General features: G+C 73.6%; 14 protein-coding genes. 10 read left to right on the top strand and 4 right to left on the bottom strand.

Annotated features, from left to right (window positions below; all coding sequences use genetic code 11):
• Window positions 1-91: 91 nt before the first annotated feature.
• Window positions 92-703 (bottom strand): hypothetical protein, encoded by a 612-nt coding sequence (locus ACWCYY_RS14560; protein ID WP_449796193.1) that lies wholly within the window; start codon window positions 701-703, stop codon window positions 92-94.
• A gap of 124 nt (window positions 704-827) precedes the next feature.
• A complete protein-coding gene (locus tag ACWCYY_RS14555) occupies window positions 828-1,715 on the bottom strand; it encodes an LLM class flavin-dependent oxidoreductase (protein WP_449796192.1) in 888 nt (295 codons plus the stop codon).
• A 244-nt stretch (window positions 1,716-1,959) separates the two neighbouring features.
• On the opposite strand from ACWCYY_RS14555, the gene lanKC reads away from it, so the two are divergent.
• Window positions 1,960-4,557 (top strand): class III lanthionine synthetase LanKC, encoded by a 2,598-nt coding sequence (lanKC, locus tag ACWCYY_RS14550; protein ID WP_449796191.1) that lies wholly within the window; start codon window positions 1,960-1,962, stop codon window positions 4,555-4,557.
• A 173-nt stretch (window positions 4,558-4,730) separates the two neighbouring features.
• On the opposite strand, the gene ACWCYY_RS14545 is transcribed toward lanKC, so the two are convergent.
• Window positions 4,731-4,895 (bottom strand): hypothetical protein, encoded by a 165-nt coding sequence (locus tag ACWCYY_RS14545; protein WP_449796190.1) that lies wholly within the window; start codon window positions 4,893-4,895, stop codon window positions 4,731-4,733.
• 339 nt (window positions 4,896-5,234) lie between these two features.
• Window positions 5,235-6,083, bottom strand: a complete 849-nt coding sequence (locus ACWCYY_RS14540; RefSeq protein ID WP_449796203.1) for a hypothetical protein — start codon at window positions 6,081-6,083, stop codon at window positions 5,235-5,237.
• Here ACWCYY_RS14540 and ACWCYY_RS14535 point away from each other — a divergent pair.
• The 9 genes from ACWCYY_RS14535 (at window position 6,007) to ACWCYY_RS14495 (ending at window position 14,719) form a co-directional block, all read left to right on the top strand.
• A complete protein-coding gene (locus ACWCYY_RS14535; RefSeq protein WP_449796189.1) occupies window positions 6,007-6,852 on the top strand; it encodes a hypothetical protein in 846 nt (281 codons plus the stop codon). The two genes, ACWCYY_RS14540 and ACWCYY_RS14535, sit on opposite strands and share 77 nt — an antisense overlap.
• Complete coding sequence (locus tag ACWCYY_RS14530) at window positions 6,849-7,682, top strand: hypothetical protein (protein ID WP_345290600.1); 834 nt, start codon at window positions 6,849-6,851, stop codon at window positions 7,680-7,682. The genes ACWCYY_RS14535 and ACWCYY_RS14530 overlap by 4 nt, the downstream gene beginning before the upstream one ends.
• Entirely contained in the window at window positions 7,679-8,578 is a 900-nt protein-coding gene (locus ACWCYY_RS14525) for a hypothetical protein (protein WP_449796188.1), read from the top strand. Before ACWCYY_RS14530 ends, ACWCYY_RS14525 begins: the two co-directional genes overlap by 4 nt.
• A 188-nt stretch (window positions 8,579-8,766) precedes the next feature.
• Window positions 8,767-9,720, top strand: coding sequence for an ABC transporter ATP-binding protein (locus ACWCYY_RS14520; protein WP_345290602.1), 954 nt, complete (start codon window positions 8,767-8,769; stop codon window positions 9,718-9,720).
• Window positions 9,713-10,642, top strand: a complete 930-nt coding sequence (locus ACWCYY_RS14515) for an ABC transporter permease (RefSeq protein ID WP_345290603.1) — start codon at window positions 9,713-9,715, stop codon at window positions 10,640-10,642. Before ACWCYY_RS14520 ends, ACWCYY_RS14515 begins: the two co-directional genes overlap by 8 nt.
• 9 nt (window positions 10,643-10,651) lie before the next feature.
• Window positions 10,652-11,569, top strand: coding sequence for an ABC transporter ATP-binding protein (locus ACWCYY_RS14510; protein WP_449796187.1), 918 nt, complete (start codon window positions 10,652-10,654; stop codon window positions 11,567-11,569).
• Between the two features lie 58 nt (window positions 11,570-11,627).
• Complete coding sequence (locus tag ACWCYY_RS14505; protein WP_449796186.1) at window positions 11,628-12,344, top strand: ABC transporter permease; 717 nt, start codon at window positions 11,628-11,630, stop codon at window positions 12,342-12,344.
• A 322-nt stretch (window positions 12,345-12,666) separates the two neighbouring features.
• The gene (locus ACWCYY_RS14500) at window positions 12,667-13,392 is read left to right on the top strand and encodes a FadR/GntR family transcriptional regulator (protein WP_345290606.1); all 726 of its coding nucleotides are present in this window, start codon (window positions 12,667-12,669) and stop codon (window positions 13,390-13,392) included.
• 100 nt (window positions 13,393-13,492) lie between these two features.
• Window positions 13,493-14,719, top strand: a complete 1,227-nt coding sequence (locus ACWCYY_RS14495) for a CynX/NimT family MFS transporter (protein WP_345290607.1) — start codon at window positions 13,493-13,495, stop codon at window positions 14,717-14,719.
• Window positions 14,720-14,778 lie beyond the last annotated feature (59 nt).

Raw genomic sequence — 14,778 nt, 5'->3', positions numbered from 1 at the left:
CCGACCCCCGGCCCTACGTCTGGACCAAACCCGCTGACCAGATCCTCGAATCCCTCGCCGGATACATCCGACGGATCAAGGACTCAGGACACTAGGGGTGCCAGACCTCGCGGATCGAGGTGATCTTGCCGGTGCCGTCCAGCGAGATCTCGTAGATGCCGCCGGAGCAGCTGTACGGGTCCTTCACCTGGGCCCGGTCCACCAGGCAGTCCCCGATGTGCTGCCACAGCTCGCCGACCGGCACCGTCTTGACGTTGCCGGCGCCGGTGGAGATCTGCGCCTTCACCGTGGTCGCGAACATGTAGGTCTTGTCGGCCCCGGCGCCCTCGTAGTGCCCGTCGTTCGGGTCACAGACGAACTTGGCGTCCTTCACGTACAGGGTGTCCTGCTTGGGCGGCTTCACCGCCTGGACGTACTTCCAGTTCGGCTTCGGCGCCGGGGTGCTGCACCCCTCCACGTCCTCGCCGGTGCCCGCGTCGCTGCTCGCCGCAGCGGTCGGGCTCTTGCTCGCGCCCGCCTTCGCGGTGGCCTTCGCGCTGCCCGAGGCGGAGGCGCTCGGCACGGCCGAGGGCGCGCTGCTCACCGTCTCCGACGGGGCGGCGGCGGCCCGCCCGTCGCCCTCGTCCTTCTTCTGGCACCCGGTCAGCCCCAGCACCAAGGCCGAGACCACCGCAACACCCGTCACCAGTCCACGAGCTGACATACCGACGACTCCCCCGCACTTCGATCCACGACCGTCAACGACCGGACAGGCTACCCACCACCGCGGACGCCCGCGCCCGGACCCCTGGTTCTCCAGCGGCCCGGGCGCTGATCGAGGGGCGGTCTCAACCCAGCTGGGCCAGGCCCTCGGTGGCGATCCGTTCGAAGACCGCGAGGTCGTTGGCGAAGATCGAGTCCGGCACCGGCCAGTGGATCACCAGCTCGGTGATGCCGATCTCCCGGTACCTCCCCGCCCAGTCCACGAAGGCGTCCAGCGACTGCAGCGGCTTCTCCGCCGTCGACCCCTGGAGCAGCACCTTCTCCAGCTCGGCGACGTCCCGGCCGCGGGCCTCGCAGGCCGCCGCCAGCTTCGCCAGCTGACCGGCGATCACCGCCGGCGCCTGCTCCACCGGCACGTCGGCCGCTCCGCGCGGGTCCCCGTACGTCACCCAGCCCTGCCCGTGCTCGGCCGCCAGCCGCAGCCCGCGCGGCCCGGTCGCCGCCACGTAGAACGGCACCCGGGGCGTCTGCACGCAGCCCGGGACGTTCCGCGCCTCGACCGCCGAGTAGTACGTCCCCGCGCGCGTCGTGGCGTCGTTGGTCAGCAGCTCGTCCAGCAGCGGCACGAACTCCCCGAACCGGTCCGCCCGTTCCTTCGGCGACCAGGCCTCCTGCCCCAGCGCCGTCGCGTCGAACCCCGCCCCGCCGGCCCCGATCCCCAGCGTCAGCCGCCCGCCGGACACGTCGTCGAGCGTGATCAGCTCCTTCGCCAGGGTCACCGGGTGCCGGAAGTTCGGCGAGGTCACCAAGGTCCCCAGCCGGATCCGCTCGGTGGCCGTGGCCGCCGCCGTCAGGGTCGGCAGTGAGCCGAACCACGGCTCCTCGCGGAACGAGCGCCAGGAGAGGTGGTCGTAGGTGTAGGCGGTGTGGAAGCCGAGGTCCTCGGCCCGCCGCCAGATCTTCTGCCCCTCGCTCCACCGGTGGATGGGGAGGATCACCGTACTGAGTCGCATGGGACCGACCCTACGACGCACGGGGGCGGACGCCCCGTCAGGAGCCGTGCGGGACCGGCGTGGTCGACCCGGCGCCGCCGCCACGGCCCCGGCCGCCACCGCCCGGGCCCGGTGATCGACCTGACAGGGTCCGGAGCCGGCCCGGGCGGGCGGAGCTGCGGCCATACCGCTTCCGAACCGTCCGTGAACCCGCGCGGGACTCCTCGGCGTCAGGCTGTACCGACCCGCTCCGCAGGAGGTTCCGTTGTTCGACGCGATGTCCGAGGCCTTCGCCGACGCGCAGTTCTACGCCCCCCTCGGCACGATGGCCGACCCGGGCCGGCGCTTCGCCCCCGCCCGGGTGCCGGACGGCTGGCGCGGTGCCGACCGGGACGTCTGGACGGCGTGGAGCGCCCCCGGGGTCCGCCGGGCCGAGCAGGGCTGGAAGGTCCACGTGTCGGCGCGGCTGGAGCGCGCCCAGGAGGTCCTCGACCTGGTGGCGGACCGGTGCTTCGCCGAGGGGGTGCCGTTCAAGCACCTGTCGGCGCACTTCTTCTACCTCGCGCTGCACCACAAGCACGCGGCCCGGCCCCAGGCGGGCAAGTTCTGCGCCGCGTACCCGCCGGACACCGAGGCCGCCGGACGGCTCCTCGCGGCCCTCGCCGAGGACCTGCGCGGCGAGGAGGGCGGGTACGTCCTCACCGACCGCCGGTACCGCGACTCGCGGACCGTCCACTACCGGTACGGCGCGTTCGGCCCCCGGAGCCGGCTGCTGGCCGACGGCACCGCGCAGCCGCTGGTGCGGGACGGGCACGGCCACGAGGTGCCGGACGTCCGGCTGCCCCGCTTCGCCCTGCCCGACGGGGTCACCGACCCCTTCGTCACCGAGGAGCCGGCCCCGCACCGGGGCGCGATCCGGATCCGCGGCTACGAGGTCCTCACGGTGCTGCGGCCGAGCAACGCGGGCGGTGCCTACCGGGCCCGCGACACCCGGACGGGACGCCTCGTCCTGGTGAAGGAGGCGCGGCCGCACAACGGGTACACCTGGGACGGGGCCGCCGCCCAGGAGCGGCTGCGACGGGAGTACGAGACCCTCACCGCCGTGCACGCGGCCGCTCCGGGCGCCTGCCCCGAGCCGCTGGACCACTTCACCGAGTGGGAGCACGACTTCCTGGTCATGGAGCTGGTCGAGGGGCTCCCGCTGGTGAAGTGGATCAACCGCAGCTCGCCCGTGCTGCTGGCCGGCCGCCCCGCCGAGGACTTCGACCGGTACCACGCCGCCTGCCGCCGCCTGCTCGGCTCGCTGGACGAGGCGCTCGGCCGCCTGCACGCGCTGGGGCTCCGGTTCGGCGACGTGAACCCGGGGAACGTCATCGTCACCCCCGCCGGGGACGCCAGGCTGGTCGACTTCGAGACCGTGACCCCGGTGTCGGCGGCCCCCGCCCGGATGGGCACCCCGGGCTTCGTCCCGCCCCGGGCCCTCGCCGCCGCGCACCCGGACCCCCTGCTCTCCGACCGCTACGGCGCGGCGGCCGTGGCGCTCGCCCTGCTGGCGCCGTTCCCCAACGCCCCGCAGCTGACCCCGGCCAACTTCGCGCTGCTGCGCCGCGACCTGGCGGCCGTCTCGCCGGTGCCCGAGGACCTGTGGCGGCGGGCCACCGCCTTCCACCGGCCGGGTGCGGACGAGGCCGCGGGCCTGCCCGGCCCCGAGGAGGTGGAGGCCGACCCGCTGGGCTGCCTGGCGCGGCTCGCCCGGCGGACGGCCACCGGTCTGCTCGACCTGGCGGCCCCCGAGCGGCCGGACTGGCTCTTCCCGCCGTCGCCCTCGGCCTTCGGCACCAACACGGTCTGCCTGGCGTACGGGACGGCCGGCGTGGTGCACGCCCTGCACCGGGCCGGCCTGCCGGTCCCCGGGGAGGTCGGCGAGCGGCTGCGGCGGGACGCGCTCGCCTCGGCGGACGCGCTGCCGCCCGGGCTCGCGGTCGGCTCGGCCGGCGTCGCGCGGGTGCTGGCCGAGGCCGGGCACCTCGACGAGGCGGTCGGCCTGCTGCGCACCGCCGACGGCCACCCGCTGACGCGGACCACCAGCACGCTGGCGGGCGGTCGGGCCGGGGTCGGCCTCGCCTGGCTCGCCCTGCACCGGCGCACCGGCGACCCGTGCCACCTGGAACGGGCGGCCGCCGCCGGGGACGCGATCCTGCGCACCCCCGACCTGGGGCCCACGCTCGGCGCCGACGACGCCCGCGGCCTGTTCCACGGCCGCTCCGGGCCGGCCCTCTTCCTGCACCGCCTGGCCGACCGCACCGGGGAGCAGCGCTACCGTCGGGCCGGACTCGCGCTGCTGCACGAGGAGTTGGACCGCGCGGTGGAACTGTCCGACGGCTCGCTGTCGTTCGCCGACAACGGCGTGCGCCGTCGGGTCATGCCCTACCTGGCCACCGGCTCCGCCGGGATCGCCACCGTCCTGCTGCGCTACGCGGCGGGCCCGGCGGCCGACGAACGCTGTGCCACCGCCCTGCCCCGGGTCGTCGCCGACACCCGCAAGGTCAGCGCGGCGCAGCCCGGCCTGCACGACGGCTTCGCCGGCCTGGTCCACCTGGCCGCGGAGCACGCCGACTCCACCCGGGACGGAGCCGACCGCGACCACGCGGTGCGGCTGGCGACCGGGCTCCTCAAGTACGCCGTCCCGCACGGTGACGGCGTCCGCTGGCTCGGAACGGGCTCGCTCCGGTTCAGCGCCGACCTGGCCAGTGGCAGCGCGGGGATCCTGCTGGCACTGTGCCGAGCCCTCCACGGCCCGGGTGACGACCGGTTCACCCTGGATCCCCTCAACCAACCGCAGAGAGAAGGGAGTTGGCGATGACCGAGGTTCTCGCCCTGCAGCAGCTCGCGTTCGAGGACGACGAGGAGTCGGAGGACCGCATGTTCCCCTGCTTCAGCATCTACGAGAGCACGATCACCCAGTCCGACTTCTGACCGCCGGAGTCCCCCGCCGCCGCCCCTCGGGGCGGCGGCGCACCGGCGCGTGACGGACCGTCAGGCCTCCGACTGGGCCTCCAGGAAGTAGGCGGTCCCGGTGGTGTCGGCGGTGGTGCCCATCAGGGCGGCGACCACGGCGGCCCGGGCCTCGTTTACGTTCGGCCGGTTCACGCCGATCAGATCGAGTGCCCACGCCAACTCGTCGGGCAGTACGACACCCATTCCGCTTCCACCCCCGTGGCAGACGACCCCAGCAGGCTAGCGGTGCCGCCGCCCTCCGGCACGGACATCATCGGATCCGGCCGGGCGAGGTGTTCGTTGCGGTTCGGTCACGGGGTGTCCGGTTGAGTGGGCATTGTGACGGATCGTCGGGGAAATCGGATTGGGGGGTGGGGGGAATGCGAACCATAATCCGTGCTGTCACGCGCGAGGGCGTGCTTCGGTGAGGAGCAGGGGCCCCGCGTTCGGTTCTTCCGGGGGAGTGCCTTGTCCGCGTCCGAGTACGCGTCAGCACCCGTGCCCGAAACCGCCTCCGTGGAGGCGGCCGGGCCCGAGGGTGGGTCAGTGGGGACGTCGAGCAGCGGCGGTCGGATGCCGCGGGCGCTCGGGGTCGGCCTGGCGGTGGCCGGTCTGGTCGCGGTGACCGCGACCAGTGCCGCCGTCACGGTGGCGGTCGGGAAGCCGGAGGGGAAGCCGGTCGCCGCGGCCGCGCCCTCGGCGAGCGCGAGCGCGTCCGCGACGCCGAGCCCCAGCCCCAGCCCGAGTGCGTCCGCGACGCCGTCGGCCAGCCCGACGCCCGCGCCGAAGCCCACGCCCTCGTCGACCCTGCACGGCACGGTGGACGGGGCGACCCACGGCGGCGACCTGCGGTACTTCCTGCTGCCGATGCCCTGGGGCGCCGAGTCCTACGGCCCGTCGGACGGCGTGAAGTTGACCACCGAGGAGGTGGCCGCGGAGTTCTCCAACGCCGAGGAGATGGGCGAGGTGCTCGCCTCCTACGGCTACAAGAACGACGCGGCGACCCGCCGCTACCGGACGGCCGACGGCCGCCAGGAGGTCAACGTCCGCCTGCTGCGCTTCAAGTCGCGGCAGATGGCGAAGGAGTTCGCCGACGGCATGACGATGAGCAAGGGCGAGAGCTTCGGCATCGACGGCGACCCCGACGGCCGCGGCATCATGCTCAAGCCCGAGCAGGAGGCGTGGACCGGGAAGATGGTCGGCCTCTCGTCCGTCGGCGACGTCGAGTACCAGGTCACCGTGTACGTGAAGGGCACGCCGGACAAGGCCGCGCTGCACGACGCGATGAAGCGTCAGCGAGAGAGGTTGTCCTCCGGTGGCTGAACCGTTCACCACGCCCGAGAGCACCGCGCCGGAGAGCACCGCGCCGGAGAGCACCGCGCCGGAGAGCACCGCGCCGGAGAGCACCGTGCCCGAGGCCCTGGCGCCCGAGCTGCTTGCGGCCGGTGGCGACCCGGAGCCGTCCGCGCCGCGCCGCCCGCTCTCCACCGCCCGCCTGCTGCTGGCGGCCCTGCTGGTCGGCCCGCTGCTCGGCGCCTCGGTCGGCTACGCCGTCCAGGCGGGCAGCCCGCCCACCCCGCTGCCCGTGCTCGCCGTGCCCTCGCCCACCTACCCGGCCGCTCCGGCGGACCCGCAGGCCGTGGCGGAGGCGGCGGTCGCACCGCTGAAGATCGACGGTGACCTGCGCACCCTGCTGGTGCCCCGGCCGCAGGGAACGGAGGACTGGGACTACGACTACGTGTCCGGCTCCGGCTGGTTCACGGTGGGGGAGAAGGCCATGTCGGTCGGCAACTCCGCTTCGTACTTCCGGTCCATGCTCCAGGACGGGTTCCGCCGCGACGCGGTGGCCACCTGGCGCAAGGGGGACGTGAAGTGGCGGGTCGAGCTGATCCAGTACCACTCGGACAAGGCCGTCGCCGCGCAGCGCGAGGCGGAGCGCCACGAGGTGGGCGCCCTGCCGCTGGGCGGGATCTCCGGCGGCGTCTACCAGACCGACGACACGGCGCAGACGTACGTGGACTCCACCGAGCAGTACTACTCCGGGGAGGCGCTGGCCCGGCGCGGTGACGTGGTGATGCGGATCACCGTGTTCTCGCCCGCCAAGGTCGACCGGGACGAGCTCGCCGGCATCGCCAAGCAGCAGTGGGAGCGGCTGGTATGAGCATCCTCGAGAACCCCGGATCCCCGCAGCAGGAGCAGCGGTTGACGGAGGGTCCGGAGCAGCGGCGCCCGAGCCAGGCCCGGCGCACGGCGCTGCGGGCCGGTGCCGCCGTGGTGGCGGCCGCCCTGCTGGGCGTCGGCATCGGCGTCGGTATCCTGCGCGTCCGGTACCCGGAGGGCGGGACCGCGGCGGCCGCGCCGTCCGGTCGGCCGTCGGTCGCGGCGACGGCCACGCCCTCGGCCTCGCCGAGCCCGTCCTTCGGCACCAGGGAGAACGGCAGCCACTTCGGCTCGCTCCGCGACCTGCTGCTGCCGCTGCCGGACGACCACCGGGTCGGCCCGGACGCGGGCGCGTACGGGAACGACACCGAACTGACCGAGGACCAGCGCAAGAACTGGGTCGAGGACCAGCTGCACGACCTGCCCGAGAAGCTCCGGGACGCGCTGCGCAAGGAGTGGCAGGACCAGCCGCTGACCGGCGCCGGCGTGCGCAGCTACGTGGCGTCCGACCACTCGTACGTGGTGACGATCTGGCTGCTGAGGTACCACCAGGAAGCGATCAAGGCGGACACCGCCTGGCAGAACGCGCTGGGTTCGGACTCCGGCCTGTACCGGATCGGCCCGAGCGTGGCCGGTCACGAGCAGGCGCGCTGCTTCCTGCCGTACGCCGCCCCCGGGGCCAAGATCGACCGGCTGGTCTGTTCGGCGGCCGAGGGCGACCTCCGGGTCGAGATGCAGGTGGAGGGGATCGCCCCGCTGCCGAAGGAGAAGACCGTGGAGCTGTTCAGCCGTCAGCTGGACCGGCTGGCCCGTCCGGGAGCGTCCGCATGACCGAGCAGAACGCGCAGCCGGAGCAGAACGCGCAGCCGGCACCGACCGAGCCGCCCGTGCGGGCCGTCGCCCCGCCGCTCGTTCCGGAGCAGTCCGCCCCGGCGCCGGCGCCGGCCCCGGCCGAGGCCGATGTCGTGCCCGGCACCGAGGGCCCGGCCGCGGAGCGGCCGCGCCGCCCCCGCCGCAAGGTGCGGGCCCGCTGGGTGGCCGCCGTGCTGGTGGCGGTGCTGACCGGCACCGGCGCCGCCGCCGCGGTGATCGCCCCGGAGCGGACCGAGCTGCCCGGCCTCAGGACCCCGAACGACGGCCGGTACGTCCTGCCGGAGTTGACGCTGCCTCCGCTGCCCTCCGGCCGGCCCGCCCCGTCGGCCAGCGGTGCGGGCAACCGGCACCACGCCGACCTGCGGCAGCTGCTGCTGCCGGCACCGGCCGGGGTGACCGCCGCGGCCGAACGGAAGGGCTGCGGGGACTACGCCGAGCTGGAGAAGGAGCCGGCCGAGGCCCGCGCGATCCTGCTGCAGAACGGTTGCCGGGACGCGGTCCGCCGGGTCTGGACGGCGCCCGACGGCACCCGGACCGAGCTGTGGCTGCTCCGCTTCGGCTCCGAGGACGAGGCCAAGGCCCACTACCTGGTGATGAACTACGGCCAGCTCAAGGAGCCGGCCGGGCTGGAGGCCTCGGTCGACGGCATCGCCCCGGAGATGGACCGGATCACCACCGTCAAGGTCAGCGCGGACAAGGCGGGCAAGCCCGGCGAGCAGCCCCGGCCGGTCGCCAGGGCCGCGTACTTCCAGCGCGGGGACGTGACGGCGCTGGTGCTGACGGCCAATCAGGAAGGCGTCCCGCTCCAGGCCTTCCGCCAGGTGGCCATGGGCCAGTTCGGCATGCTGGGCTGACGCCCGCGCCCGGCACCGGGCCTGGGCTGACGCCCGCGCCCGGCACCGGGCCTGGGCTGACGCCCGCGCCCGGCACCGGGCCGTCCGACCCTTAGGGGCTGGGCGGCCCGGCGTCATCCTGGGGTAGGGGGAGCGGCTCCTCTCGCCAGCTCATTCCACCCACGGGGCGCGGCCACTAGGTTGGGACGGTGTCCACCACTGTCATCAAGACGGACGCCCTCACCAAGAAGTTCCCCCGGGTCACCGCACTGGACCGGCTCACCGTAGAGGTGCAGCCCGGTGTGGTCGGTCTGGTGGGGGCGAACGGGGCGGGCAAGTCCACACTCATCAAGATCCTGCTCGGGCTGGCCCCGGCGACCTCCGGCACGGGCCAGGTGCTCGGCCTGGACATCGCCACCGAGGGCTCCGCGATCCGCGAGCGGGTCGGCTACATGCCCGAGCACGACTGCCTGCCGCCGGACGTCTCCGCGACGGAGTTCGTGGTGCACATGGCCCGGATGGCCGGGCTGCCGCCGGCCGCCGCGCGCGAGCGGACCGCCGACACGCTGCGCCACGTCGGCCTGTACGAGGAGCGCTACCGCCCGATGGGCGGCTACTCGACCGGCATGAAGCAGCGGGTGAAGCTGGCCCAGGCCCTGGTCCACGACCCGCAGTTGGTGCTGCTGGACGAGCCGACCAACGGCCTGGACCCGGTCGGCCGGGACGAGATGCTCGGCCTGATCCGCCGGGTGCACACCGACTTCGGCATCTCGGTGCTGGTCACCACCCACCTGCTCGGCGAGCTGGAGCGCACCTGCGACCACCTGGTGGTGATCGACGGCGGCCGCCTGCTGCGGTCCTCCTCCACGGCCTCCTTCACCGAGGCGACCCAGCTGCTGGCGGTCGAGGTGACGGACCGTCCGGACGATCCGGGCTTCGACGCCGACGAGGCCGTCCGGGAGCGGCTGGCCGCCGCCGGTCTGGTGGTCCGTCAGGACGGCGCCAAGATCCTGCTGGTGGAGATCGCCGGCGACGAGACCTACGACACCGTCCGGGACACCGTGGCCGATCTGGGCCTCGGCCTGGTCCGGCTGGAGCAGCGCCGCCACCGGGTCTCCGAGATCTTCACGACCGAGTCCACGGAAGGCCGTGCCGATGTCTGAGCAACTTCCCTCCGGAGCGGCGCCGGTGGACTCGCCGGTGGACACCGGGGTCATCCACAACATCGGCTACCGCAGCTACCAGGGCCCGCGGCTCGGCCGCGGCTACGCCACCCGCTCGCTCTACGTGCAGAGCCTGCGCGCCGCCTACGGCCTCGGCCGCTCGGGCAAGTCCAAGGTGCTGCCGATGCTGGTGGCCTCCGCGCTGACGGCCGCCGCCGTGGTGATCGTGGCGATCGGGCTGTTCCTCCAGGGGCCGGTCAAGACCGACCTGTTCCCGGTGGACTACGCGCAGTTCCTCTCCGCCTTCGGCGTGCTGGTGCAGATCTTCGTGGCCGCGCAGGCCCCGGTGCTGATGTCGCGGGACCTGCGCCACCACACCGTGCCGCTGTACTTCTCCCGGCCGATCACCCGCGGCGACTACGTCCGGGCCAAGTTCGCCGCGATGACCTCGGCCATGCTGCTGATGACCGTCACCCCGCTGCTGGTGCTCTACCTGGGCTCGATCCTGGGCGGGCTGCCGCTCGGCAAGAACACCGGGCACTTCCTCCAGGGCCTGGCCGTCGCGGTGGTCCTCTCGGTGCTGTACGCCGCGCTGGGCCTGGCGATCTCCGCGCTGACCCCGCGCAAGGGCTTCGGCGTGGCCGCCATCATGGGCGTGCTGGTGGTGAGCCAGCCGGTCGCGGCCATCTTCTACGTCCTGATCGGCGGCAACCGGATCGACCCGCCGGAGTCCGCGCACTGGGCCTTCCTGCTCTCCCCGACGAACGCCGCCGAGGCGATGCTGAACCAGCTGCTGGACATCAGGACGGCCGGGCCGCTCACCGCCCCGGACGGGATCGGCGTGGTGGTCTTCGCGCTGGCCGTGGCCGCGATGATCGGCGGCTCGTACTGGGCGCTGCTGCGCCGCTACCGGAAGATCTGAGGGAACGTCATGGCCGTCATCACCATCGACAGGGTCTCCCGCTGGTTCGGCAACGTGGTCGCCGTCAACGACGTCAGCATGGAGATCGGGCCGGGCATCACCGGTCTGCTCGGGCCCAACGGCGCGGGCAAGTCCACCCTCATCCACATGATGAGCGGTTTCCTGGCCCCCTCCTCCGGGGCGGTCACCCTGGACGGGGAGCCGATCTGGCGCAACCAGGAGGTCTACCGCAAGATCGGCCTGGTCCCGGAGCGGGAGTCGATGTACGACTACCTGACCGGCTGGGAGTTCGTGCTGGCCAACGCCGAACTGCACGGCCTGGCCGATCCGGGTGCGGCCGCGAAGAGGGCGCTCGGGCTGGTCGAGATGGAGTACGCCCAGGACCGGAAGGCCGGGACGTACTCCAAGGGCATGAAGCAGCGCGTCAAGATGGCCTCCGCACTGGTGCACGACCCCGAGGTGCTGCTGCTGGACGAGCCGTTCAACGGCATGGACCCGCGCCAGCGGCTGCAACTGATGGAGCTGCTGCGGCAGTTCGGCTCGGCCGGGCGGACGGTGCTGTTCTCCTCGCACATCCTGGAGGAGGTCGAGCAGCTGGCCCGGCACATCGAGGTGGTGGTGGCCGGCCGGCACGCCGCCTCCGGTGACTTCCGGAAGATCCGCCGCCTGATGACCGACCGCCCGCACCGCTACCTGGTCCGCTCCAGCGACGACCGCCGGCTGGCCTCCGCGCTGATCGCGGACAGCTCCACCGCCGGGATCCAACTGGACTGGCACGAGCGGGCGCTGCGCATCGAGGCGATCAACTTCCCGCAGTTCACCGCGCTGCTGCCGAAGGTCGCCAAGGAGGCCGGGATCCGGCTCTACACCGTCTCCCCGGCCGACGAGTCGCTGGAGAGCGTCTTCTCCTACCTCGTCGCCAACTGACGCCCCGCCTCCGACGCCCCGTCGCCGACGCCTCGTCGCACCCGAAAGGCTGACCCCTGTGAACCTGACCGTCGCCAGGCTGACCGTCCGCGGCCTGCTGGGGCGCCGCCGCGGCCTCCTGCTGCTGGCCGCGCCCGTGCTGCTGCTGGTGATCTCCGTGATCGCCCGCAGCGGCAGCGAGGACAAGCACGACCTGGCCACCACCATCCTCGGCCAGCTCTCGCTGGGCACCCTGCTCCCGCTGCTCGGCCTGATCGTCGGCACCGGCGTGATCGCCACCGAGATCGACGACGGCTCGATCGTCTACCTGCTGGCCAAGCCGCTGCCCCGTTGGCAGATCATCACCACCAAGCTCGCGGTGGCCGTGGTGACCACCTGGGTCTTCGCGGCCCTGCCCACCCTGGTCGCCGGGCTGGTCCTGGTCGGGACCGAGGACGGCCTCGCGGTCGGCTACGCGGTCGGCACCCTGGTGGCCGGCGCCGCCTACAGCGCGCTCTTCCTCCTGCTCTCGGTGGTCACCCGCAACGCGGTGGTCGTCGGTCTCGGCTACGCCCTCATCTGGGAGAGCCTGATCGGCAACTTCGTCGACGGCGCCAAGACCCTGAGCATCCAGCAGTGGGGCCGCAGCATCGCCGAGTCCGCCGCCGCCGAGGGCGCCATCGACGCCACCGTGGCCACCGCGGTCGCCGTCCCGCTCCTGATCGTGGTCATCCTGGGCGCCACCGCCCTCGCCGCCGTCAAGCTGGCCGGCCTCACCCTGGCCTCCGAGGAGTAGCCCGCATCCCGCACCGCGAACATCCCGCACCGCGAACGAGGAGGGCCCCGGCATCCGCCGGGGCCCTCCTCGTTCGCGGGCACCCACCCGGAACCCTTCGGGGGCGGCCAGGGCCACCTCCCCCGACGGCCACGCAACGCCCCCGAAGGTGAGCACATGCTCACACCGCGTCGATCATCCGCACCACCCCCGTTCGGCGGGGTGTGTCCCGGGGCGCCCCGTGCTAGACGTGCTGTCAACAGTGGCCAGTTGTAGGATGACCGGGCAAGAGGTTGTAGGATGACTGCCGTCCACTGCTGAGCGAACCCGGAAGGAGCCCCCCATGAGTGCGGACGGGCTGCAGGCCGCCGGGCGGCGTTCGCTGGTGGACGTGACGATCGAGCAGCTGCGCGAGCAGCTGAGCGCCGGGAGCTGGCCGGTCGGGGCGCGGATCCCGACCGAGCACGAGCTGGCCGAGCGGCTCGGTGTCGGGCGGAACACGGTGCGGGAGGCGATCCGGGTGCTGGTGCACGCGGGGATGCTGGTCTCGCGCCAGGGGGAGGGCACCTTCGTGACCTCCACCACCGACCCGGCCGCGGTGCTGCGCGGGGTGCAGCGCTCCGGCGTCCGGGACGTGCTGGAGGTCCGGGCCGCGCTGGAGGCCGAGGCCGCTCGCCTGGCCGCCGTGCGGCACACCCCCGAGGACATCGCCCGGATGCGTGCCGCGCTGGCCCGCGAGGCCGAGATCATCGCCGCCGAGCCCGACCGGGCGGGGCGCGAGGCGACCGTCGAGCACGACCTGGAGTTCCACACCGCGGTGGTCGAGGCCGCCCACAACCCGGCGCTGACCGAGGTCTACCGGTACTTCGGGGCCTCGGTGCGCGAGTCGATGCGGACCGCCTTCGGCGACCACGAGATGCCCGAGGTGGTCGTCGCCACCCACGAGGCGCTGGTGGACGCGATCGAGAGCGGCGACCCGGAGCTGGCCGAGGCCGCCTGTCGCCGGCTGCTCGCGGAGCCGACGGCCGCCGTGGAGCAGCTGCTCGCCGCCATCGCCGCGCGGAAGTGACGACCGTTCAGCCCGAGTCGTAGCCCGCGCACGTCACCGGCCGCACGAGCCGGTCCCTTCCTCGTTCCGCCCCGCCCTGTCCGGAGAAGACACCACCGTCATGACGGTCACCCACGCCCAGCAGCTCGCCACCCCGACGGTCCGTACCCGCACCAGGCTCGCCCACCCCGCGCTGATGCTGCTCGGCATCGTGCTGGTGGCGCTCAACATGCGGGCCTGCCTGGCCGCGATCTCCCCGCTGGTCGGCGAGATCCAGCGCACCTTCGGCCTGTCGGCCACCGCGGCCGGTCTGATCACCACCGTGCCGGTGCTGTTCCAGGGCCTGGGCGCCCCGCTGACGCCCCGGCTGACCCGGCGCTTCGGCGCGGAGAAGGTGGTGCTCGGCGCGGTGCTCACGCTGGGCGCGGGGGTGCTGCTCCGGGTGCTGCCCAACGTCGCGGCGCTGTACGCGGGGTGCATGGTGATCGGGATCGCCATCGCGGTGCTGAACGTCTCCATGCCGGGCCTGGTGAAGCGGGAGTTCCCGGGGAACGCGGCCACCATGACCGGTGTCTACTCCACCACCATGCTGGTCGGCGCGACCCTCGCGGCGGCCACCTCGGTGCCGCTGGAGAAGGTGCTCGGCGGCGGTTGGCAGGGCTCGCTGGCGGCCTGGTCGGTGCTGGCGCTGGTGGCCGCGGCGGCCTGGCTGCCGCAGGTGCTGAAGTCCCGTCAGGAGAAGGCCGCGGTCGCGGCCGCTCCGGCCGGTGCGGCGATCGCGAACATCTGGCGGAACGGGCTGTCCTGGCGGATCAGCGTCTTCATGGGCGTCTCCTCGCTGATGGTCTACACGCTGGTGGCCTGGATGCCGACCATCCTGGCGGACCACGGCATGGACCGCGGCGAGGCCGGTCTGGTCTTCGCGTTCAGCAACCTGGTCCAGGTGATCGGCGCCTTCCTGGTCCCGCTGATTGCCGGCCGGATGACCCGTCAGCGCGGGCTCGCGGTCACGATGGCCGGGCTCAACGCGGTGGGCATCGCCGTCCTGCTGCTGGCCCCGGTCTCCGGCGCCTGGCTGGCCGCCGGCGTGCTCGGCATCGCCCAGGGCGGCTCGCTCGGACTGGCGCTGGCCTTCATCGTGCTGCGCACCCGCAGCGCGCTGGGCGCGGCGCAGCTCGGCGGCATGACCCAGGCGGTGGGCTACCTGGTGGCGGCCGCCGGGCCGGTCGGCGCGGGCGCGCTGCACCAGCTGACGGGCGGTTGGGAGCTGCCGCTCGTGCTGCTGCTGGCGCTCGCCGCGGTGGCGGCGGTGGCCGGCTGGGGCGCCGGGCGCAACCAGGTGCTCTGAGCGGCCCCGCCGCCACCTGACACAGTCGGGGTGCCGATCGCCTCCGGGAGTGCCCGAAG

The sequence above is a fragment of the Kitasatospora sp. NPDC001664 genome (assembly GCF_053596675.1).
The sequence above is the reverse complement of the archived record's forward strand: the minus strand, read 5'-3'. Positions and strand labels throughout refer to the sequence as shown.